The organism is Anaeromonas frigoriresistens, from assembly GCF_016820655.1.
Taxonomy (GTDB): domain Bacteria; phylum Bacillota; class Clostridia; order Tissierellales; family SIT17; genus Anaeromonas; species Anaeromonas frigoriresistens.
On sequence record NZ_WSFT01000021.1, the window covers coordinates 86,492 to 108,669 of the forward strand.

Below are 22,178 nucleotides of genomic sequence, written 5' to 3' on the forward strand. Positions count from 1 at the left end.
TTCGGGTGTTTTTTTATTAGTCGTTAAATTTACAGAATTCTTCTCTAATATCTGTCATTTCTTCAATGATTTCATCTACTTCAAGAACCATTTCCATCATTCCAATTTGATCTTCGTAAACGTCAGCATCTACTTCGCCTTTGAATTGTGGTTCTACTGCATGATATACTCTAAGTCCTAACTGGACTCCTGCTAATGGACCTGCGAATGTTGGGTCTCCAGCTGTTACAGTTTCTGCAGCTAATCCTGCAGCTTCTGCTTCAGCAGCACCTAAAACAACGATTACATTCTCTGCACCGTGCTTTTCAGTTATATCTTTAACCCTCTTTTGATTCTCTAAGTCCATTGCTCCTGCGGCAGTTCAGACAAAACACTCAGTTGATGAAAATACTACTTCTGCTTCTGTTGATTTTAAGCATTCTTCCATAGCAGGACCTGGTATACCATCTCTGTCCCCTATGATAACTACTTTTTTGCCATCATATAAGCTCATCTTTAACATCCCTTCTTTTTAAAATTATATTAGTATCCTTTAGCTGTTAACTTGTTAAATCCTAATTCGTTAGTAGCTCCTGTTATAGCTTGTATCTCAACAACAATACTACCATCTTCCTTAAGACTTCCATCAAATCCACCAGCAATTTTGTTTGCTACTCTTGCATCTCCTATAACTTTATCCATTGGTGGTAACTCTATAACCTCATTAGCATTTCCACCTGTTACAACAGCATCCGCTTTAGGATCTGCATCTGCAAGAGATTGACTTGCACCATCTCTTCCAGCATACTCATCTGTAATTATTACAGTATCTATACCTTTATCTTCTATCTTTTTACAGTTCATGATTAAATCTGTATCAGGGTTACCAAATCCCTCTTGAGATATTATAACACCATCTAATCCTAGATATTCAGCTAATTTAGCTGTCCAATCTGATGATCTTTCTTTATCTGCAAGGTAAACATTTTCATTAGTTATAATCATTCCAACAAAATTTATTTCTTTTCCATGCTTCTCAAACATATCATGGATAACTGGATTGTTTAAATGATGATAAGTTGTGTTTTTATCACAAGCAGAAACACAGTTACCACTAATTATTGCACCATCCATTATTTCTGTTGGATTTATTAAAGTAGATAAGGTTTGCTTAGCGTCTACTCCATATACATATGTATCATGCATCAACCCTTGACTTTGAAGCATTTGAACATATGCTACCTTTGGAAGTTCTGGATACTTTTCTACACTCTTAAGTAATGATAATGTCTCATAAGTATTTATCTCGTCTGGCTCTACATCTCTACCAGCTTCTCCTAAATATTTACTAGACTTTAATCCTACCATTCTTAATGCTTTTTCATGCTCATGTTGTTTTAATCCTTCTTTTACTTCACATGAAATAACAACATTATTTAGTTTAGAAAATGGTGTATAATCAGCTCCAGGACCAGTCATATCAACTATACCCTCTTGGAAAGCTACTATCTTACCAGTTGTAACTACTGCTGCACCCTTAAGTACATGAGTTCTACCAGTACCTACTGTTTCTACCTTTGATAATACTCCTGGGAAAATTCCACCTGGGCCATCTACCTTTACCCTAGGTTCCACTACATCCTTTACAGGTGTAATTCTAATACTTTTACCTGGCCTAGCCATCTCTATGCTTACACTAGTGATGTTCTCATCTTCTAATAATAGATTTGTAAGCTCATCTTTGTTTACATAAAGTACGCCATCAACAACTTTTGTTTCTTCTCCAAATTGTACATCCTTTATAAGGATATTACCTAATTCCAGGCGCATACAATTCACCTCCTCTTTTTGTTTACCTAAGGCTATATCTAAAGACATATCCTTAGAAAATTTGAAAATTTATATATATTTATTAATCATTTCTTCAATTTTTTCAGGTTTTGCTTCGTCTTTAGTTAATTCATCAACTTTCTCGCCATCTTTGTATATTGTAACTGTAGGTAATCCTAACACCTTTTGCTTGATAGCTAATCTTCTTGCAGCTGAAGTATCAAGTTTAACAAATTTTATTTGCTCACCATATTTACCTTCTAATTCCTCGATATGAGGCATTAAAGCCTTACAAGGTTCACAGCTTTTTCCCCAAAAATCTACAAGTACATATCCTTCAGTTTGTAAAACTTCTTCTTCAAATGTCTTCTTATCTACCTCTAACATTTCACAACCTCCTTTTATATTATAAGTAGGAATATATTTTATTCCTCAAAATTGTTTTCAATATATTTTTCAGCTTGGATAGCAGAAATAGCTCCATCTGCTGTTGCAGTAACCACTTGTCTTAGAGTTTTAACTCTACAATCTCCAGCAACAAAAACTCCTTCTACATTTGTCTTCATGTTTTCATCACCGATTATATATCCTCTATCATCCATATCGATGATTCCTTTAAACAATTCAGTTTGTGGAAGATACCCAACCATTACAAATATTCCAAATGTGCCATCTTCTTCATTTGCAACTATTTCTTTCTCTTCCCCTGTTTCTCTGTTTCTTAGTACCATTGATTCAACGATACCATCACCTTTAATTTCTTTTACTTCAGTATTCCAGATAACATCTACTTTATCATTATTAAATACTTTTTCTTGAATTGATTTAGCTGCTCTTAGTTCATCTCTTCTGTGAACTATAGTAACTTTTCTAGCAAATTTTGATATGAATAAGGATTCTTCAACTGCAGTGTCTCCTCCACCAATTACATATACATCAAAATCTTCAAAGAATGCGGCGTCACATGTAGCACAGTAAGATACACCTTTACCAGTTAGTTCTTTTTCTCCTGGTGCCCCTAGAAGTCTAGGCTTGGCTCCTGTTGCGATAACTATAGCTTTAGCTTTATACTCGCCCTTCTCACCTTTTACCACCTTTATTTTTTCATCTAAGTTTATTTCTTTTATCTCATCAAGTTTTCTTTCAACACCAAAACTGTCTGCTTGTTCTACCATCCTAGCAACTAATTTAGGACCTGTAGGATCTTCTACTCCACCTGGATAGTTCTCTACTTCTTCTGTAGTAACTATTTGCCCACCAGCCTTTTCCTTCTCTAAAATAAGAGTGTCTAATTTAGCTCTACCTGCATATAATCCAGCAGAAAGTCCAGCTGGTCCAGCACCAATTATTATAACATCATAAATTTTTTCCACTTATTTCAACTCCTTTTTAATGTTTACTCAACATTTTATATTATACCCAAAATTGGTATTTTAAAAAAAACTAAATTTACAAATTATTTAAAACATCCATCAATCAAAGATAAATCTACAACTTGGAAATCTTCTTTTGCCTTATCGATAAAACTAGTTTTACCAATTTTATTGATAAACTTATCAGCAGTTTGTATACTTTCTTCAATTATCATTAATGATTCCATATCTAACTTCTCTTTTTCCTTAGAAATAATAATTGACTTATATGGAGTTTCATTGGGTTTTATACTACCTGACAATGGATGTGTTAATAACTTATGTCCAATATGTATATGGTCTCTTGCTTTTTGTAATACTTCAAGATATTCAACATCAAAATATTTCACTTCATAATATTTTGAATATTTTTTATCTACTAAAGGATTATTGGTTAATATTATCTTTGCCATAGTTACCTCCTGTCCTTAGGAAAAGGTTTTTATAGTTATTACTAAAAAAGAGCATAGACACTTAAAGTGCCTACGCTCTGTTCCAAACCTGAGAGATTCTTCCTACTTAAGGAGTTGCTCCTTCGGTGCTTTCGCTTTTCAGAGTGCTGTCCAAAAACGGTCCTTTTGCCTGAGAGCTTCACTATAGTTTGGCTTTCTATAACTTACCCCTTCGGCGCCATAAAATTGGTCTCTTCCGCTTCTTTCATACAGCCTATATTTAATTTCTATACCCATATTATAATATATAGAAATCCTTATTACAATTACTTTTTTGTAATAAACAGTAAGTTTTTGTTAAAAATTTGTCTATCTCTTTATTTAGGCTTATTATTTAACCTCTATTAAGTCATACTCTTTAGTACCTAAGCCTATTTCCTCACAATAATCTAATATTTTTTTGCCATCTATTTTATGTATGGATTTGAATTTATCATCTCCTATTTGATGATCACAAGGTAATTGACTATCTTTGTTCCCTAATGCCTTATCTATTAAATCTACACTAGCTTTATCAATAGCAACAGGGTCAAAAGAAGCTAATATACCAATATCATTAACAATAGGTACATCATTCCAAGGTACACAATCACATAAAGGAGTGACATTCATTACGAAATTAAAATATGCCACCTTACCATCTTTATTTTTAACTGCTCCATATGCATATTCAGCCATTTTTTCTAAAAATACATCAGAGTCTGTCTCCCACTGAACCTCAATTGCTCTTTTAGGACAAACAGTTGTACATTCTCCACACCCAATACATATATCATGATGTATAAATGCTTTATTCTTCATTTCTATAGCATCCACAGGACAATTCTCGATACAAATTCCACATGAAATACATTTTTTATCTATTACCGAAGGTTTTGAATCAGAATGTTGTATTTGTTTCCCACTAGCTGATGCACATCCCATTGCAATATTTTTAATGGTACCTCCAAATCCTGCCATACCATGACCTTTTACATGACTTAATACAATCATTGAGTTAGAATTATATATATCTCCTGCTATCTTAGCAGTTTTACAATTTTTTTGATTAATTTCTACATCTACAGAATTTTTACTATATAACCCATCAGCGATAATAACTGGAGCATTTACTACAGAATATGCGAATCCATTTTCAATTGCCGTTTTGATATGATCTACACTATTTGTTCTACTACCTGTATAAAGGGTATTTGTATCAGTTAAAAATGGCTGGGCACCGTACTCCTTAGTCTTATCTACAATTTGTCTTGCAAAGGTAGGATGTAGATAAGCATGTCTACCCTTTTCTCCAAAATGAACTTTTATTGCGGTAATGTCCCCTTCAGTCAATACATTTTTTATATCTGCCTTCTCAAATAACCTTTGTATTTTATTGTGAATATTATTTCTTTTATTCTCAGATCTAAAGTTAATAAAATATACTTTACTTTTCAAAAATTTACCCCCTTTAAAATTATTTATAAACACCTAATTCTATTATAGTATATAGGATAGAAATTTAAAAATATTATTACAATCAAAGTAATCAATTTTCTATTTCAAGTATTAAAGATTGATATAAAAAAAGGCCCTAGGGCCTTTTTTTATATTAATCTATTTTATTTGTCCACCTTCTATTGCATCCATAATTGATAATGCAATGTTTGAAGAGTGATCCGCAATTCTTTCTAAGTTGCTTATTGTATCTAAGAATACGATACCTGAGCTAGGATTACAAGCTAGTTTATTTAATCTATCTATATGATTTGCTCTATAATCCTTCTCCATTTTATCAATCATACCCTCATATTCAATAACTCTTCTAGCTATATTTGTATCAGCTGTTTTATAAGCAGATAGTGATAATTCAAAGGATTCTTCAACATTCTCAAACATAACTTTTAATTCAGATAATGCGCTATCTGATAGTCTTACTTTATTATCAATTTTATATTGAGCTAGTTCTGCTATGTTATCTGCATGATCTCCTACTCTTTCTAGATCATTTATTGTGTTAAATAATGTTGTTATTGTACTATGTTGTTCATCTGTCAATGGGGCATTCATCAATTCTGCTAAGTATTCTGTTATATCTCTTTCTAATTGATTGATTCTTTTTTCTTCTTTAAATACTTTCATAGTTAATTTCTCATCATTATTATAAAAAGCTATCTTAGATAATTCTAAGTTTTGTTTAACTATTTTACCCATTCTTAATACTTCCCTAGATGCCATTCCAACAGCAATAGATGGGGTTTCAATAATTCTTGAATCTAAGTATTTAAGTCCTACTACTTCTTCATCTTCTCCTGGTACTAATTTCTTAGCTGCTATAACTATTAACCCAGCAAAAGGTAATTGAACCAATACATTTACTATATTAAAAATAGTGTGAGAGTTTGCTATCTGTCTTTGTACATTTCCTGGACTTAAACTTACAACAAATTCCTTCATAGGTGTTACATATATCAAGAACATAAAAAATGCTGTACCAAAAATATTGAATAACAAGTGCATCATTGCAGCTCTTTTAGCAGTTTTACTAGCTCCTATACTAGAAAGCAGTGCAGTAACACAAGTACCAATATTTTGTCCAAATAATATGGGAAAAGCTATATCAAGAGTTACTAGACCTGATGCAGTTACAGCAAGTAATAGTCCAGTAGATGCACTACTACTTTGTACTATTACAGTTATAGCAAATCCTACTAATATTCCCAATATAGGATTATTCAAGCTAACCATTAAATCTTTAAAGACCTGAGAACCGCCTAAGGGTTTTAATTGAGAACTCATCATTGCCATACCCAAGAATAATATACCAAATCCAATTAATATTTCAGCAATATCTTTATTCTTTCTTTTAGATGTAAATAACCAAATTCCTACACCTATAGCTATAACTAATGGTGCTATGTCTGTTAATTTAAATGCTATTAATTGAGCTGTTATTGTTGTACCAATATTAGCACCCATAATAACACCTATTGCTTGAGTTAAATTCATTAATCCTGCATTTACAAAACCAACAACCATTACCGTTGTCGCACTACTACTTTGTACCAATACAGTAACAAAAGCTCCTACAAGAACTCCCAAAATTCTATTATTAGTTAGAACTCCTATTAATTTCTTTAGTTTATCACCAGCTACTTTTTGTAATCCCATTCCCATTAGATTCATACCGTATAGGAATAGTCCTAGTCCACCTAAAACACCAAACAATAATTCCATAATAAATCCTCCCACTATTTAAATATTTATAAGCGCAAATAATATAATACAATAAAAAATGTCGACTTTTGTTAAATCCATGTTAAATTTATTATTTTTGTTTATCCTGTGTTAAATCATATTGGGAAAATCTATCTGTCTTAAAGCTTCATAAACAATAATATTTACTGAATTAGCCAAGTTCAAGGATCTAGCATTTTTATTATTAATCATTGGGATCCTTAAACAAGTTTCTTTATTTTCATTTAATATTTCTTCTGGAATACCTTTGGTCTCTTTTCCGAATATAATGTAACAGTCATCATTAAACTCCATATCAGTATAGGAATGATCAGCTTTTGTAGTGGCATAAAAAACTTTGTTTTGCCCTACTTTCTCAATTAATTCTTCATAACTATCATAATAATGGACATCCAATAAATCCCAATAATCTAATCCTGCCCTTTTTAAATGTTTACTATCTAAAGAAAAACCTAATGGTCTTATTAAATGTAGTGATGATCCAGTAGCTGCACAAGTCCTAGCAATATTACCTGTGTTTTGTGGAATTTCTGGTTCCATTAATACAATATTTATAGCCATAAAATAACCTCCATTTCTTATTCTAAATCTATATATAATTCTACTTTATCATTTCTCCAAAGAAAAGGTATACTGTATATTTTATTATTAATAAAATATAATAATATATCCTTACCCATGATTATAGTAGGAGGAGTAAAATTCAAATGAATATTCAATTCAAATAATCTTGATATAGCATTACCTAAAACAATTGATATCAACTCATTAATTGAATTTTTTACATTATCATCAAATATTATATTTGGTAAACCATTCATCATGTTTGATGATATTTCCATCGCTATATTATGAGACAATTCTATAGCTACTTGTCCTTTAAAATCTCCATTAATCCCTATCAATATAATTACATTTTCATATGCATTTACTTGATTTGTTAAGTAATTACTATCACTATTCAATTGAATATTTACCATTTGAAGAAATATATCCTCTAAAGCTTTTTTAAAAGACTTGATTATTTTACTGTTTATATTGTTATTTATTCCCATGAAAATCCTTAATTTTACCTTTGTCTAATATAACTTCTTTATTATACGCTTTTAATGAAAATTCTCTCTCTATTTCTTCTAATGGTATTCCTTTTAAGTTTACGTTTTTTAATTCTGCTTCACCTATACCCATTTTATGTAGTTTATATAGGTAATTGATGGCTTGAGGTAAAAAACCTAACATTCTAGCACCTATAGTATCCGTAGATATTGGATCAGTTCCAGCAACAATAATTCCATTTGTATCTATAGCTCTACCATCAGAAGGACCAGTACCAATCATTACTTTATCAGCGGATATTATTGTTAAGTCTATGGGTATTCTTTCAGTTATTGCACTAATAAAACCATGTAAATCCTCATGAATTCCTAAATCTTTTTTAGGAAATCCATGTATTTCAGCTGGAGGCCACCCTAAGGCTATATTCTTAATCCCTGCACTCATAGTAGCTTCTTCATGCATTTTTAATTGAGTGAAAGATACTAGGACATCCATGTTTTCTAATATATTATTAATTTTTGTTTTACTAGGATTATTATGATTTATTTCTATTTCTGTATATGGACCATAATTTAAATCAATAAACTTCACATTGTTATCTTTTATTACTTTATCATATCCTACATAATTCATAACTTTAGGAGTTTCATCCCCTCCAGATCCTGTTGCCACAATTATTTCTCCTGGATTATATTTCTTCAGAAGCTTTATCAATTTATCTAGTGTTTCTGGACCTACTACTGTAGCAGTGTTAGGAAGTTTTGATTTTACCCAATTCGGAGTAATAACTACTCTGTCATTTTCATTAATAATTCTTTCTAAAGGTAGATGCCTTAAGCATTTTTCCAATGAGTTTATTTCTTTATTGTCTTTTTCAATAGCTACTATAGATTCTCTTACTTTTCTTGTTCTCATTATATCACCTCATAAAAATAATAGACCTTATATAAGGTCTATTATTTTATATACTCAAGAAATTTATTCTCCCTTTTATAAAATGTACTTTTTTATAGCTTTGGCTACTCCATCATTATCATTTGTATCTGTTACGAATGTAGCATATTCTTTTACTAAATCAATCCCATTTTCCATAGCTACAGAAGTTCCTGCAAACTCTAACATGGATAAATCATTTTCATTATCCCCTATTGCAATTACTTCTTCTCTTTTAATATCATAAATATTGCATAGTTCTTTTAAGGCTTTTCCTTTTGATACACCTTTATACATTATATCTAAACTGCTATGCCAAGAACTAACTATTTCTATGTTCTCGTTTAATGATAGTTCTTTTCTGACTCTCATTATTTTTTCTATATCTTTATCCATTACCACAAATTTATATATTTTAATATCATTATTATGAACAAATTCTATTGGATTATTAATTATCTCAATATGAATTTTATTTTCTTCCTTTTGTTTTTCATTCCATTCATAATATTTTAGTGAATTATAATCTAAATCTTTTGTATAGAATATTTCATTATCATAAAAATGATAGTATAAATTATTTTTTTCAAATACTTCAATTATTTTTTGAACATCTTCTTTATTTATTGGATGATGTAGTAATACGTTTTCTCTGTGGTATTCACTAACATAAGCTCCATTACATGCGATTATCGGCGTTATAACACCAACAAATTTTGCAAAATATATTGCTGATGTGAATATCCTTCCTGTAGATATTACTACTTGAATGCCTTTATCTGTAGCCATTTTAATAGCTTTTCTATTCTCTTCTGATACTTTTCCTTCATTATCTAGTAAAGTCCCATCCATATCTATTGCTATTAATTTGTACTTCAACTCAATTTCCTCCTCTGTTTAATATTACTAATCTAAATTATATACTTATATACTAATAATTTTAATGTGCCTTTTTTATTTTTTACCTCGTTTTCTAGTTTTTCTATTAACCTTTTACCTGTAACCTGCTCTTCAAAGGATATTTCTTTATTTCCATAGACAGATTTCATATAAACATTAATAAATCTATATAACTCATTATTTAACTCTCCATTTAAACTAATCCTATCTACATACTCTAAATCCGTTTCACCAAGTTCCTTATCATATCCTAAGAAAGATAATAATCTATTGATTTTCATATGATATACAACTATTTTTTCACTTGTAGTTAATTTTTTAATTCTTCTATTTTTTATAGTTGTTATTATTATTCTATATATTAGATAAATTAATAATAAAAATGCTATTATCAATAAAATAGATACAATATAAAACCCATTAGATCTATTTCTAATTTTATTACTTCCTCTAGTATCAATTTCTCCTACTTCACCCATAAGTTCATCTTCAAACAAGTCTTCTCTCATTCTTTGGCCAGCGAGGCCATCATTTGGCTGAGAATCATTACCATCATCTTCAGCTATAGAATCATCTTCTACTTCCTCTTTTTCTTGATAGTCTGGTGTTTGATATGCAGGTGTGGCTTCAAAAATCATCCATCCGTAACCACTTATATAAGCTTCAACCCAAGCATGAGCATATTTACTATAAACTTTATAAGTACCATCTTCTTTTTCATCACCAGTAATAAATCCTTCTACATATCTAGTAGGTACATCAACACTTCTTCCCATTACAGCTAATGCTGAAGCAAAATATGTACAATATCCTTTTTTAGTTTCAAATAAAAAGTGATTTACAAAATCATCATTATACCCATTATTACCAGGAGTTAATGTATATTCATAATTCTCTCTCAAATGATTTTGTAGCATCATCATCTTTTCATAATCATTCTTAGCATTCTTTGTTATATCAAATGACAAATCATGGGTAGCAGAAGGTACAGAATTTGGAAGTTTAAGATATTCTTGAAATCTTTCCTCTTTATCATATTTGGCATCTAATTTACTTGTATCAAAATAAGGAATTCTTGATTTTACTGTATACCCTTTATCTTTTAGAATAACTTTATTAGTATATATTTCATATTCATCACTTACATAATAATCATCATCATAATCAACTTTTATAGGAACATAACTATTAAATATTGTAGATGTAGTCATATTATTATATTTGATTTTATAGGTTACCTCACTATAACTATTTGTATCCATATCTCGTATATCAATAGTTGAGTCTTTTAGTTGTCTACTTACATTGTCATCTTCACTTTTCCAAAAAAAGCCTGTATATTTGTTACTTACTCTACCTTTTAAATATAATGGACGATCACTTTCAACCTCCATAACTAAGGTGTTCTTTAGTTTTATATCCCCTCCAAGTCTTTTTTCCTCTTTTTGATATTGTGTATAGGATAAATCAAACTTTAAACTATTTCCATAACCTCTAGATTTTTTTAAATTATTTCTCCATTCTGTAACTTCAGGAAATGTATCTTGAACTTTATTATCCATCCACCTCCATGTTATTGGTGGATTATCTTTAGGTAAAATAAAAGCTATTAATATTATTATTACCGATGTGAGAATAGAATATATAAAAAGCGATTTAATATTATAGTTACTATAATCTTTTTTATTCATCTGCCATTCTAATTCATTGTACTTATATCTATTATAAACATAAAGTAAAAGCACAGATAATATAAAAACATAGTAATAAGTTAATGCAGTATCTTGGTACAAAAACCATCTATATAGAAAATAAGCCGTACCTAGTATTAATAATGGGTATACCCTTTTAAATTTAAAAACAATAATATATATAAATAATGATAATACCATTGTAAATAATACTATAAAAAAATTAAAATATTTTAAGTTTATAGCTATATCATAGTTAATATATTTGATTACCCAAAAGCTAAAATCCTCTAATTCATTTATATAACTTCTATAAACTTGATTATAATATCTATTAGCTATTAGTGAAACAATAAGCCCTAAAGACATCAAAATTATTAAGGTTATGGGCTTTTTATCAACGATATAGAAAATTAATATAAATATAAAAGTTGAGATAGAAATTAGACTTATATGGGTCAATGATATTGTATCACCTATTGCATCAGTGGATATTTTTATTATGGTGAAATTTATTATAAAAGTTAAAAATAACCTATAGAAAAATCCTAACACTTTTTTCAAGTTTATCACCCCAATACCTTTTCTATCTCATCATTATCATATAATTTATATACCTTCACCAGTAATTTTTCTAAAGAAATAATATCTTCTTCTGTTTGTTTATTGTAACTATCTTTAATAATAAATAATGTAACATTTAAACCCATTTTTCTTATACTATATATAGCATGAGTTAAATCTTTATCTAAATCTACAGTAACTATTACTATGGTAGTGCCTATGGAAGACAAATTTATCTCATCTAAAATTACATCTGATATTTTTCTATTACTTTTTGGTCTTATCATTACCATAGCATCTAAAAAGTTATTTAAAAATGAAATATTAGTTCTTTTAATATTTAATCTTTTATCCGAATATGTAATAAGTTCAGTCTCGATGTTGTTATAAAGAGTAAAATATATTATGCTAACAGTTAACTCTACTATTCTATCTTCAGTAATTTCATCTAAATTTTTATATTTATCTATTTGAAAATCCATAAATACCTTAACGTTTAGATTTGCAGATGTATTATAATTTTTAACAAATAATTCTCCCTTTCTGGCAGTTGTCTTCCAATGTATTCTCCTTAAACTATCTCCTCTAGTGTATTCTCTTAGATTTTTAATGTTTGAATAATCTTCATTGTGTTTTTCATTGGTTTTACTAGTACCAAAAAATTCTTTCCCAAATAGATTTATTTTTTTAATCTTATATACTTTAGGATATACCACTATGTTTAAAGGATCTTCTATAGTAGCTTTGGATTCTTTTAAAGTAAAAATATCTTCTACATTCACTGATAACTTCCCTATATCATATTTTCCTCGATGCATACATAGAAATTCCTTTTTTATTCTTACATAGTCATAGGGTTTTATAAAAAATAATTGGGAACCTCCAGTTGTAGATGTTAATCTATTATCTAGATCGTCTCTTACATCTGCATAAGGTACCGGTAATATCCCGCCATTATATATTTTGTATTCTATACTAATAGTATCGCCTCTTACAAATTGGTATTTATTACACCAGAAGACTCCAGCTAGATTTTTGATGGTATAATAGTTAGAGAATCTAGAATATATTGTTACTAAGATTATTAGAAAAAACAAAAGAAAAGGAAAACTTCCTCCTACAAAGAGAGAGAATATCAATATTATTGCTGCTAATATATAAAATACAATTTTTCTATTCATATTATCACCACTTATATTTTTAATTTAGAAAAGATCCTTTTAAGAACTTCCTCTGTGTTAACGTCATTCAATCTAGCTTCTGGTTTTAAAATTACTCTATGAGAAAAAACATCTAAGTATAATTTTTTAATATCATCAGGAATTACATAGTCTCTACCATTTATATAAGCAAATGCTTTACTTGCTTTATATAAAAGTAATGATCCTCTAGGGCTAATTCCTAAATTAATGTCTGGATGGTTTCTGGTGTTATCTGCCAATCCAATAATAATGTCTTCTATTTCTTCTGATACAAATACTTTATTTACTTCTTTTTTTATTTCTGTTATATCAGTTAAACTCATAATAGGAGTTAATTTTTCTAAAGGTGTAGAACTGGAGAAATTTCTTAAAATATTTTTCTCACTTTCATTATCAGGATATCCTATAGACATTTTCATCATGAATCTATCTAATTGTGCTTCTGGTAAAGGAAATGTCCCTTCATACTCAATTGGATTCTCTGTTGCTAGTACCATAAAAGGATCATCTAAAAGAAATGTTTTACCTTCTACTGTTACCTGTCCTTCTTGCATAGCTTCTAATAAACTTGACTGAGTTTTAGGGGATGTTCGGTTTATTTCATCTGCTAGTAATATATTAGTGAAAACTGGACCTTTATTAAACTCAAACTTTGACAATTTAGGATTGAAAATAGATACTCCTGTTATATCAGAAGGTAATAAATCTGGTGTAAACTGTATTCGGCCAAAATCACTATCAATTGATTTTGCTAATGCATGAACTAGTGTCGTTTTTCCTACTCCTGGCATATCCTCTAATAGTATATGCCCTTCTGCTAATAAGCAAGTAACTATATTTATAATTTCTTTTCTCTTTCCAAATATAACTTTGCTTATATTTTCAATCAACAATTCAATTTTTTTATTCATAACCACACCCCGTTTTCAGAATTTTCTATCTTATTATGATTATAACCTAAATAATTCACTATTTGTATTAATAATCTGTAAATATTATATCACTAAAATTTTTTCAATTAATACAATAGATAAAAGTCCTGGTCAGGACTTTTATCTATTGTATTAATTGAAATTTAGTTTTTGATGATAATTTTTCTTCTTTAAAATTATCAAAACCTATCATATCTTTGTTTGATGAAAATAAAAGTGAAGCTTCTTTAGCTTCTTTAGGGTCAATTTCTAATTCTAAATGTTTTATATTCTTTCTTTTTATTATCAACCAATATCCCTCATTCTCTAATGGTATTGGAGTTATATAATTATACTTATAAACTTCATTATTCTTTATCATATCCTTATCAATTTGAAGTTTTAAACTTTTTACATCTTCTAATAGTAAGCTTATATATACATTCCTATCCTCTATTGCTTTTCTACTATATCTTAATCCTAATATATCTTTTATAATATCATTACTATATTTTACTAAATCCGAATGATCTTTTTTTATATAATATTTATTTACTCCAGAAATCTTGCTACTGTTTACTGTAACTGTACCATCCCCACTGGTTGTTTTATTAATTTTTACAGGTTTCCCATCCATCCATTTATTCCTATCACCATATTTTATCTGGATAGAATCATTAGTTAAATATCCATAGCCAATAATCTGATGAATATTCTCAACTCTTTCTTTTAGACTTTCTATCCTAATATTCAAACTTTCCAAAAAACTATTCTGTTCTTTCATATTTTCAATATTTATATATCTTTTTCTTCCATATTTATTCTGCCTATAAAGATAAGGACCATAAAATAATTTAGTAGGAAGAAATTGTTTTATAGATGGAAAGTATTCCTGTAACGAATATAACTCTCCACTATTATAATTTTTTTTCAAATGCCATAAATAAGAATTCCAAAAAATCTTAAATAAAATATTACTATTAAGGTTTTCATAGGGAACTTCTCCTCCCTCCCAAAACAAATAGGATGTGGAAGAACCACTATTAGGAGTTCCTAACATAATTAATGTATCTACATCATTTTGATAATCGCTTCCTTGAATATATGACCTTGCTACTAACCCTCCCATGCTATGACAAATAAGAATTACTTTATTCGTTTTTGAGATGGCTTTAGCTTTATTAATAACTGGAATTAGATATTTTTTAGCACTTATACTATTATCAATTCTCCAGTTGTAAAATGCTATATAAAGATTTTTATAAGGTCTGTATCCATTTTTTATTAAGAAATCTAATAATGGACTATATATCTCTTTGGCTGGACCGAACCCCAAACGATTATTATCCATAAAAATTCCTTCTCCCCAGGAACCAAATAGGCCAGGAATTATAATAATAGGATACTTTAGATTATAAGTGTTTTTCATGATTTCACATCCTTTCTGTATATAATATGAATCCTTCCTTAAAATAGTACAAAATAGGAGAAGCACTAGGGCTTCTCCTATTTTGTACTATTTTTTATTAATTGCCATTGTTCTCTGGCTAAATTTTCAACCCTCATATTAGCTCCAGGATTATTTGACACTACTATGTTATACCATTTAATTGCATTTTCTTTATCATTAGTCTTATTATACAATTCACCTATTAGATACTCCACTGTTTTCTTATCAAAGTAAGACTCACTTAAATTTTCTTTCTCATAACTATATATAAATAACTTCAAGGCATTTTTAAGAAACCTGTACTCATTTTCGTAATCACCTTTCAGACGATATATCCATCCTAGCCTTAATGCTAATGAAGCCAAATATATTTTTTTACTATCAATAAGCTCTGCACAATATAAAGCCAGTTTGTAGGTTTCTTCTCCTTCCTCAAGGGTTCTAGTGTCCATATAATTCTTATTACTTAGTCTACTTGTTATCTTTTCTAATATTACTTTTTTAGATTCCTTTTTTATACCTTTATATTCTGCATCTAAGTATGAAAATCCACATTTATTACAAACAACAACAGAATATAATAATGGATTCTCTCCCTTATAATAGGTCATCAAATCAGTATCTCTTTTTTCTACCCTTAATTTTGAAGACTTTACTTTTTTACTAGTATATTCATTCTCACAAACTGGACAAATAAGTTTTTTATCATATAATTCTGTTATTATTCTCATACTAACACTCCTACTTCGTTTTTAATCTTCAGTTTTTGATTCTTCAGTTTTTGATTTTTTAGGACCTACCTTCTCTATTTGAGTAGATGGTTTATAATAATCAGATGATAATAAAATCCTATCTATAACTTTATTATCTTTATATATAACTTTATATGTTTTAACCTTATAGCCTTTTCTCCCTTTTTGTATAATTTGTTTTTCCCCTGGGGCTAAACTATTATCAATTTCTGTTTTGGTGGTGTAACCTACTGCTTCTATAACTTCTGATTGTATTTTTATATTTAAATCAAATTTATTTGCGTTTCCATATAGTTTAAAAATCACTCTATCATTATAGGTGATACCTTGAATATATATTGGATCATTATAGGTGTTTTTTATCTTTAAATCTAAATATCCATAGGATACAGTTGCATCTTGACCTATATCAACATAAGATGATGGAATAGAGTGATTATGTCTTTCAACAATATCTATGTTAGACAAAAGAGCGGCATTGTACAAAGTAGTAGATACTTGACATACTCCACCACCATATCCTGGTACTAACTTACCATTAACAATTACATCAGCTGGTAGATATCCATTTTCATGACTTCTCTTCCCAGTTGTATCATTAAATGACAACTCTTCTCCCCCAAAAAGTATAGTTCCATTAATTGATCCAGTAGCTATTTGAATATTTTTAACTCTATTTGTATTACTACTTGAAAAATATGTAACGTAAGTAGCTAATTCACCATTAATTTTAGACAATACTTCCCTTGTTACTTTTGGTACTATTTCTTTTACTGGTATCAGAATCTGAAATTCTTCTTTCTTAATAGATTGTCCTACATGAGATAGTAGCATATCTTCATCAGCCTCTAGTCCTATAGTCTCTTCTATTATTTTAAATTTGCCCTTATCAAATTCTAATTGAGCATCTTTCTGTGGACGATGTATATCTTCAGAAGTGTTCTTACAAAATTCTCTTAGTTTATCATCATCAAATCTAATTTCCATATCATAGGTATACTTATCATTTCTCATAGTAAATTGATTAAACATGATACTTATTAAGTTTCCATCTTTTCCTTTTTTAAATGCTTCTTCTACAATCTCATCATAATTATAATCTGCATCAATTTCTTTTAAGAAAAAAGACTTTTTAAAATCATTATAATATAATTCTACACTTGTATTTAATATATCATTTCTTACTTCACCTTTTAATAAGTCGATAGCTTCATCTTTTTCTAATCCACTTACATCAATATTGTTAATTTTAACATTCCCATAAATAATATCCTTATCTATGTATTTAACTATAAATCCTACAATAAATAAAAAAACAAATAAAGATATTATAACCGCCACTTTTAGTACCTTAGTTTTTTTTCTCACCACTTTGTTTTTTTCCATAATTGCCTCCTAATATTACAATATATTAAATAATATTCTGGAAGCTTTATTTTTATGAGAAAAATATACTAAAATACTTATGTAATTTTGTAATGAGATGAACTTAATAGTCAATATATAATATATTAATTATTTTTCCAATAGATTTCAATAACATCACCACTTGTAAGTCTTTGATGATAGTCTGCCCTTTCACCATTTAAGGTTAAATGTAGGTGACCCTTTGGTTTTGATAAATCAAAGTCTATATAATTAAAAATATCTACAAATATAAAATCCTTTTTATCATAACTAAAATTCTTTTCTTCATCATTAATAATGAGACTTATATTGTTTTTACTAGACTTTTTATTTATTTCAATTACATCTTTATGTTTTAATTTATAACCTTTAGTTACAAATTTATTATTTACTTTTAAATCATGAATATCTACTATATTTTTATAACTTTTAATTATGTCATCAATTGCAACTAATCTATTTATATCTATCCTGTCATTTTCTTTAATCTTAATATTCCCATCCAATTTATTGCCGTTTATATAAATATCTTTAATTAAATATTCCTTTACTCCTTCAAGATACACATATTCTGATTTATCAACAATATCAAATAATTTTGGCTCTGTTTTTTTTCCTTCTGTTGCATCTAATATATTAATAATATCTCCGTTATTTAACTTACTATCTAGGTTTGATCTTTTATTGTTAATATATATCACTGCAGGGTCTCCTAACTCCCCTGGGATAGTTTTTATTTCCCCATTAATAAAACACTGGATAGCCTTTCCTCTCTTTGGTATTAATTTTCTAGGATTATATCCAATTAAAATTAATGCATCAGAGACTTTCAATGTTTTAGAATTCAAAAGATTTATACTTTGACCATTTATTTTCAACTCAAGAAAATCCTTATACTTTGTGTCAATAGCTGTCATAGCAATACCAATAGGAGTTATGGCATTAGGTCCTGATAATTTCTCATTAATCCCCTGTACATTCTCAATAATTGAAGTATCTCTCACCACTACTCTCTCTTTAGGTATACCTAAGTTATCTGCTATATATATATCTAACATAGGAATTTGACTTCCTCCCCCTATTAAAAATACTGCACTTGGAGGTTTTTCATTATATTGGGTGATTGCCTGGGTAATCTCTTTTGCTAAGGATTCTATTGTATCTTTTATATCATTAAGTATCTGAGAACTTTTAATTTCATGTTCCATTCCAATAACATCTATAAAGCTTTGTTCCTCTAAACTATTTAATTTTGTTTTTACTCCCTCTGCAACCTCGAAATCTAATAAATATTTTTTTGCTATAGCTTCTGTTATTTCATCCCCTGCTACAGCAGCCATACCATATGCAATTATCGCACCATCTTTTGTAATAGCAATATCCGATGTACCAGCTCCAATATCAACTAATGCTAAATTTAATAGTCTTAGACTTTTCTTAATCGCTACATTAATTGCAGCTATAGGCTCTAATGTCATATTAATAACCTCTAAACCTACCCTATCCATTACTGTATAAAGACTGTCTACAACTACATGGGGTAAAAATGTAGCAATAGCTTCTACTCCTATTTGATGTCCTTTGTGTCCTTCTAAGTTATCTATGTAGTTTCCATCCAATAGATAATTCATTACTGAATACCCAACACAATAATAGCTTGTCTTGTTTTTTTCTTCATTTGTATCTATCATCTTCTGTGCCTTTTGAATCGCCTCCATTTCAAGACTTTCCATAATTCTTTTATCAATTTCTCTAGATATATCAGAATTTCTTTCCAATCTTACCTTATGGGTTTTTAAAGCTCTACCCGCAGCTGCAATTCCTACTTTTTCAAGTTTAATATCTAATCTTTTTTCTAGAGTTGATTTTATACCATTTACTATTTCTACAACTCCATTAATATCATGAATCTGTCCATCATACATATTTCTTTTACTATGTTCTTTTATCTCTGAATCTAATATGATAAGATGTTCTCCATCATATTTTCCTACAATACCTATGACAGTCCTTGTCCCAATATCTAATGAAAAAATCAAATCATCAAGTTCATTATAACTAGTAATTTTATCCATCATTTCCCTCCGTATAGTATTAACTATTTGATATTATCCTTCACTTCATTTTTATAATACAAGCAATAGTCTGTTAAAGGACATTCTTCACACTTAGGTTTTCTAGCTTTGCATATCCTTCTTCCATGAAATATTAGCCAATGGTGAGCATCAGACCATAATTTTTTTTCAATATTTTTCATTAAATCGATTTCTGTATCTTTAACATTATCACTATTAGCTATTCCGATCCTATTAGAAACTCTAAAAACATGTGTATCTACCGCTATAGCATCCATTCCAAAGGCATTGCTTATTACTACATTCGCTGTCTTTCTACCTACTCCAGGAAGCTTAATCAATTCTTCTCTAGTCTTAGGGACTTCAGAATTATATTCTTCTACTAAAATTCTACATGTGTTTAAAATATTCTTACTTTTATTTCTATAAAATCCAATACTCTTTATTTTTTCTTCTAACTCTCCTTGTTTTAGAGACAAAAAGTCTTTGGGACTTTTATATTCTTTGAATAATCCTTTTGTTACAGAGTTTACTCTTTTATCTGTAGATTGGGCCGATAAAATTGTAGCAATAAGTAATTCAAAAGGGTTAGTAAAATCCAACTCTGATTCAGCATTTGGATAAAGTTCCTTTAGTATTTCTAATACATCATTAATTTCTGTTTTTCTCAGTTTTTTCTTCATTTTTACCTCCCTATAGTATCTCGATAGAATGATGACTAATTTCTACTCTATTATCCCGTTCAATAAAATTTAGCACATTTGATATTACACTATTTGCATGATGAGTTTCATTAGTAACACAAGAAAATCCTATTACGGATGATTGCCACTTATCATTATTTCCTATTTCAGAAATTGATACATTAAATCTGGACTTTATCCTACCAATTATACTCTTTATAACATGTCTTTTATCTTTTAAAGAATTAGTATCATATATTAAGAGCTCTACTGTACATACACCAATAATCATGATGATACCCCCTGTTGCAATTTTGAAGTTAAGTTTATATGCTTTTATATCATTTTATCATTAGTATATTATTAATTATATAAAAATATTATACAGAAAAAAAGGACACTCCTCAGAGTGTCCCTCAAATCTATATAATATCCATCTCTTTTCCTACTTTTTCAAAAGCTGCTACTGCTCTATCTAACTGTTCTTTAGAATGTCCTGCAGTAACCATACATCTAACTCTTCCTGTTCCTTTTGGAACTGTTGGGAATACAATCGCAGAAACAAATACTCCATTTTCTTTAAGTTTCTTACTGAATTCCATTGATTTCGACTCATTACCAATAATAACTGGAGTTATAGGAGTTTCACTGTGTCCAGTATCAAATCCTAATTTTCCTAATTTCTCTTTAAAATATTTTGCATTGTCCCATAATTTATCTGTATACTCAGTGGTTTCCATTAACATATTAACTGCTTCAATAATAGCTCCAACAGCTGCTGGTGGTAAAGCAGTTGAGAATAATATTGGTCGACCTCTATGATTTAACCACTCTTGAGCTGATTTACTAGTTGCTACATATCCACCAATTACTCCTATAGCCTTTGATAAAGTTCCTATTGAAAAATCTACTCTTCCATGAAGTCCAAAATGATCAACTGTACCTCTACCACTTTCACCTAACACTCCTGATCCATGGGCATCATCAACATAAGTCATAGCACTATACTTCTCAGCTAATTCAACTATTTCTGGAAGTTTAGCTATATCTCCATCCATACTGAATACTCCATCAGTTATGATAAGCACATTATTGTAATTATCTCTTTTTTCTTTTAATACTCTCTCTAAATCCTTCATATCTGAATGTTTGTATATAGCTTTATCTGCCTTACTTAATTTTACTCCATCAATAATACTAGCATGATTTAGTTCATCTGATATTATTAAATCTCCTTTTTCAGTAACAGCTTGAATAGTACCTGCATTACAGTTAAATCCTGATTGGAATACCATAACAGCTTCTTCTCTTTTAAATTTAGCTAATACCTCTTCTAATTCTTCATGTATATCCATATTTCCTATAATAGTTCTAACCGCTCCAGCACCTACACCATATTTTTCAACTGCTTCTATAGCTGCTTTTTTTAGTCTCGGATGATTAGCAAATCCTAAATAATTATTAGAAGATAAGTTTATTACTTTTTCTCCGTTTAATACTACCTCAGCTTCATTAGCTCCTTCTAAAACTGGTAATTTTCTATATACTCCTTCTTCCTTTAAACCTTCAATTTTTTTGTCTAAAAATTGTGTTTTTGCCATGTTATTACCTCCTTAATTATTTATATGTAAATTTAAAATTATT

Annotated in this window: 21 protein-coding genes and 1 riboswitch; all 21 genes read right to left on the reverse strand. The window is 29.0% G+C overall.

Annotated elements, in window-relative coordinates; genetic code table 11:
* Window positions 1-16 precede the first annotated feature (16 nt).
* Window positions 17-493 (reverse strand): glycine/sarcosine/betaine reductase complex selenoprotein A, encoded by a 477-nt coding sequence (gene grdA, locus GOQ27_RS04870; protein ID WP_203365707.1) that lies wholly within the window; start codon window positions 491-493, stop codon window positions 17-19.
* Between the two features lie 29 nt (window positions 494-522).
* The gene (locus GOQ27_RS04875; RefSeq protein ID WP_203365708.1) at window positions 523-1,809 is read right to left on the reverse strand and encodes a glycine/sarcosine/betaine reductase component B subunit; all 1,287 of its coding nucleotides are present in this window, start codon (window positions 1,807-1,809) and stop codon (window positions 523-525) included.
* Window positions 1,810-1,878: 69 nt separating this feature from the next.
* Window positions 1,879-2,196, reverse strand: coding sequence for a thioredoxin TrxA (gene trxA, locus GOQ27_RS04880; RefSeq protein ID WP_203365709.1), 318 nt, complete (start codon window positions 2,194-2,196; stop codon window positions 1,879-1,881).
* A 38-nt stretch (window positions 2,197-2,234) separates the two neighbouring features.
* Window positions 2,235-3,173 (reverse strand): thioredoxin-disulfide reductase, encoded by a 939-nt coding sequence (gene trxB, locus GOQ27_RS04885; RefSeq protein ID WP_484477103.1) that lies wholly within the window; start codon window positions 3,171-3,173, stop codon window positions 2,235-2,237.
* A 92-nt stretch (window positions 3,174-3,265) separates the two neighbouring features.
* Window positions 3,266-3,634: a GrdX family protein gene (locus tag GOQ27_RS04890; RefSeq protein WP_203365711.1), complete on the reverse strand. Its 369-nt coding sequence runs from the start codon at window positions 3,632-3,634 to the stop codon at window positions 3,266-3,268.
* 147 nt (window positions 3,635-3,781) lie between these two features.
* Window positions 3,782-3,882, reverse strand: a riboswitch (glycine riboswitch).
* Between the two features lie 121 nt (window positions 3,883-4,003).
* Window positions 4,004-5,110, reverse strand: a complete 1,107-nt coding sequence (locus GOQ27_RS04895; protein ID WP_203365712.1) for a DUF362 domain-containing protein — start codon at window positions 5,108-5,110, stop codon at window positions 4,004-4,006.
* A gap of 159 nt (window positions 5,111-5,269) precedes the next feature.
* The gene (locus GOQ27_RS04900) at window positions 5,270-6,889 is read right to left on the reverse strand and encodes a Na/Pi cotransporter family protein (RefSeq protein WP_203365713.1); all 1,620 of its coding nucleotides are present in this window, start codon (window positions 6,887-6,889) and stop codon (window positions 5,270-5,272) included.
* Window positions 6,890-7,000: 111 nt separating this feature from the next.
* On the reverse strand, window positions 7,001-7,471 hold the full coding sequence (gene trmL, locus GOQ27_RS04905) for a tRNA (uridine(34)/cytosine(34)/5-carboxymethylaminomethyluridine(34)-2'-O)-methyltransferase TrmL (protein WP_203365714.1): 471 nt from the start codon (window positions 7,469-7,471) through the stop codon (window positions 7,001-7,003).
* A gap of 17 nt (window positions 7,472-7,488) precedes the next feature.
* Window positions 7,489-7,965, reverse strand: a complete 477-nt coding sequence (locus GOQ27_RS04910) for a chemotaxis protein CheX (protein ID WP_203365715.1) — start codon at window positions 7,963-7,965, stop codon at window positions 7,489-7,491.
* Entirely contained in the window at window positions 7,952-8,881 is a 930-nt protein-coding gene (locus GOQ27_RS04915) for a DUF362 domain-containing protein (RefSeq protein ID WP_203365716.1), read from the reverse strand. The genes GOQ27_RS04910 and GOQ27_RS04915 overlap by 14 nt, the downstream gene beginning before the upstream one ends.
* Window positions 8,882-8,956: 75 nt before the next feature.
* Window positions 8,957-9,778 (reverse strand): Cof-type HAD-IIB family hydrolase, encoded by an 822-nt coding sequence (locus GOQ27_RS04920; protein ID WP_203365717.1) that lies wholly within the window; start codon window positions 9,776-9,778, stop codon window positions 8,957-8,959.
* Between the two features lie 32 nt (window positions 9,779-9,810).
* Window positions 9,811-12,045 carry a transglutaminaseTgpA domain-containing protein gene (locus GOQ27_RS04925; RefSeq protein ID WP_350445880.1) on the reverse strand — a complete coding sequence of 745 codons (2,235 nt, stop codon included), beginning with the start codon at window positions 12,043-12,045 and terminating at the stop codon, window positions 9,811-9,813.
* Window positions 12,046-12,059: 14 nt separating this feature from the next.
* Window positions 12,060-13,235 carry a DUF58 domain-containing protein gene (locus GOQ27_RS04930; RefSeq protein WP_203365719.1) on the reverse strand — a complete coding sequence of 392 codons (1,176 nt, stop codon included), beginning with the start codon at window positions 13,233-13,235 and terminating at the stop codon, window positions 12,060-12,062.
* Between the two features lie 11 nt (window positions 13,236-13,246).
* On the reverse strand, window positions 13,247-14,167 hold the full coding sequence (locus GOQ27_RS04935) for an AAA family ATPase (protein WP_203365720.1): 921 nt from the start codon (window positions 14,165-14,167) through the stop codon (window positions 13,247-13,249).
* Window positions 14,168-14,312: 145 nt separating this feature from the next.
* The gene (locus GOQ27_RS04940) at window positions 14,313-15,596 is read right to left on the reverse strand and encodes an esterase/lipase family protein (protein WP_203365721.1); all 1,284 of its coding nucleotides are present in this window, start codon (window positions 15,594-15,596) and stop codon (window positions 14,313-14,315) included.
* 77 nt (window positions 15,597-15,673) lie between these two features.
* A complete protein-coding gene (locus tag GOQ27_RS04945; protein ID WP_203365722.1) occupies window positions 15,674-16,348 on the reverse strand; it encodes a DUF2225 domain-containing protein in 675 nt (224 codons plus the stop codon).
* A 21-nt stretch (window positions 16,349-16,369) separates the two neighbouring features.
* A complete protein-coding gene (locus GOQ27_RS04950; protein WP_203365723.1) occupies window positions 16,370-17,755 on the reverse strand; it encodes a VanW family protein in 1,386 nt (461 codons plus the stop codon).
* Window positions 17,756-17,880: 125 nt separating this feature from the next.
* Entirely contained in the window at window positions 17,881-19,851 is a 1,971-nt protein-coding gene (locus GOQ27_RS04955; RefSeq protein ID WP_252187752.1) for a cell division protein FtsA, read from the reverse strand.
* Between the two features lie 23 nt (window positions 19,852-19,874).
* Window positions 19,875-20,534, reverse strand: coding sequence for an endonuclease III (nth, locus tag GOQ27_RS04960; protein ID WP_203365725.1), 660 nt, complete (start codon window positions 20,532-20,534; stop codon window positions 19,875-19,877).
* Window positions 20,535-20,544: 10 nt separating this feature from the next.
* Window positions 20,545-20,826, reverse strand: coding sequence for a DUF503 domain-containing protein (locus GOQ27_RS04965; protein ID WP_203365726.1), 282 nt, complete (start codon window positions 20,824-20,826; stop codon window positions 20,545-20,547).
* A 130-nt stretch (window positions 20,827-20,956) separates the two neighbouring features.
* Window positions 20,957-22,135 carry a glycine C-acetyltransferase gene (locus tag GOQ27_RS04970; protein WP_203365727.1) on the reverse strand — a complete coding sequence of 393 codons (1,179 nt, stop codon included), beginning with the start codon at window positions 22,133-22,135 and terminating at the stop codon, window positions 20,957-20,959.
* Window positions 22,136-22,178 lie beyond the last annotated feature (43 nt).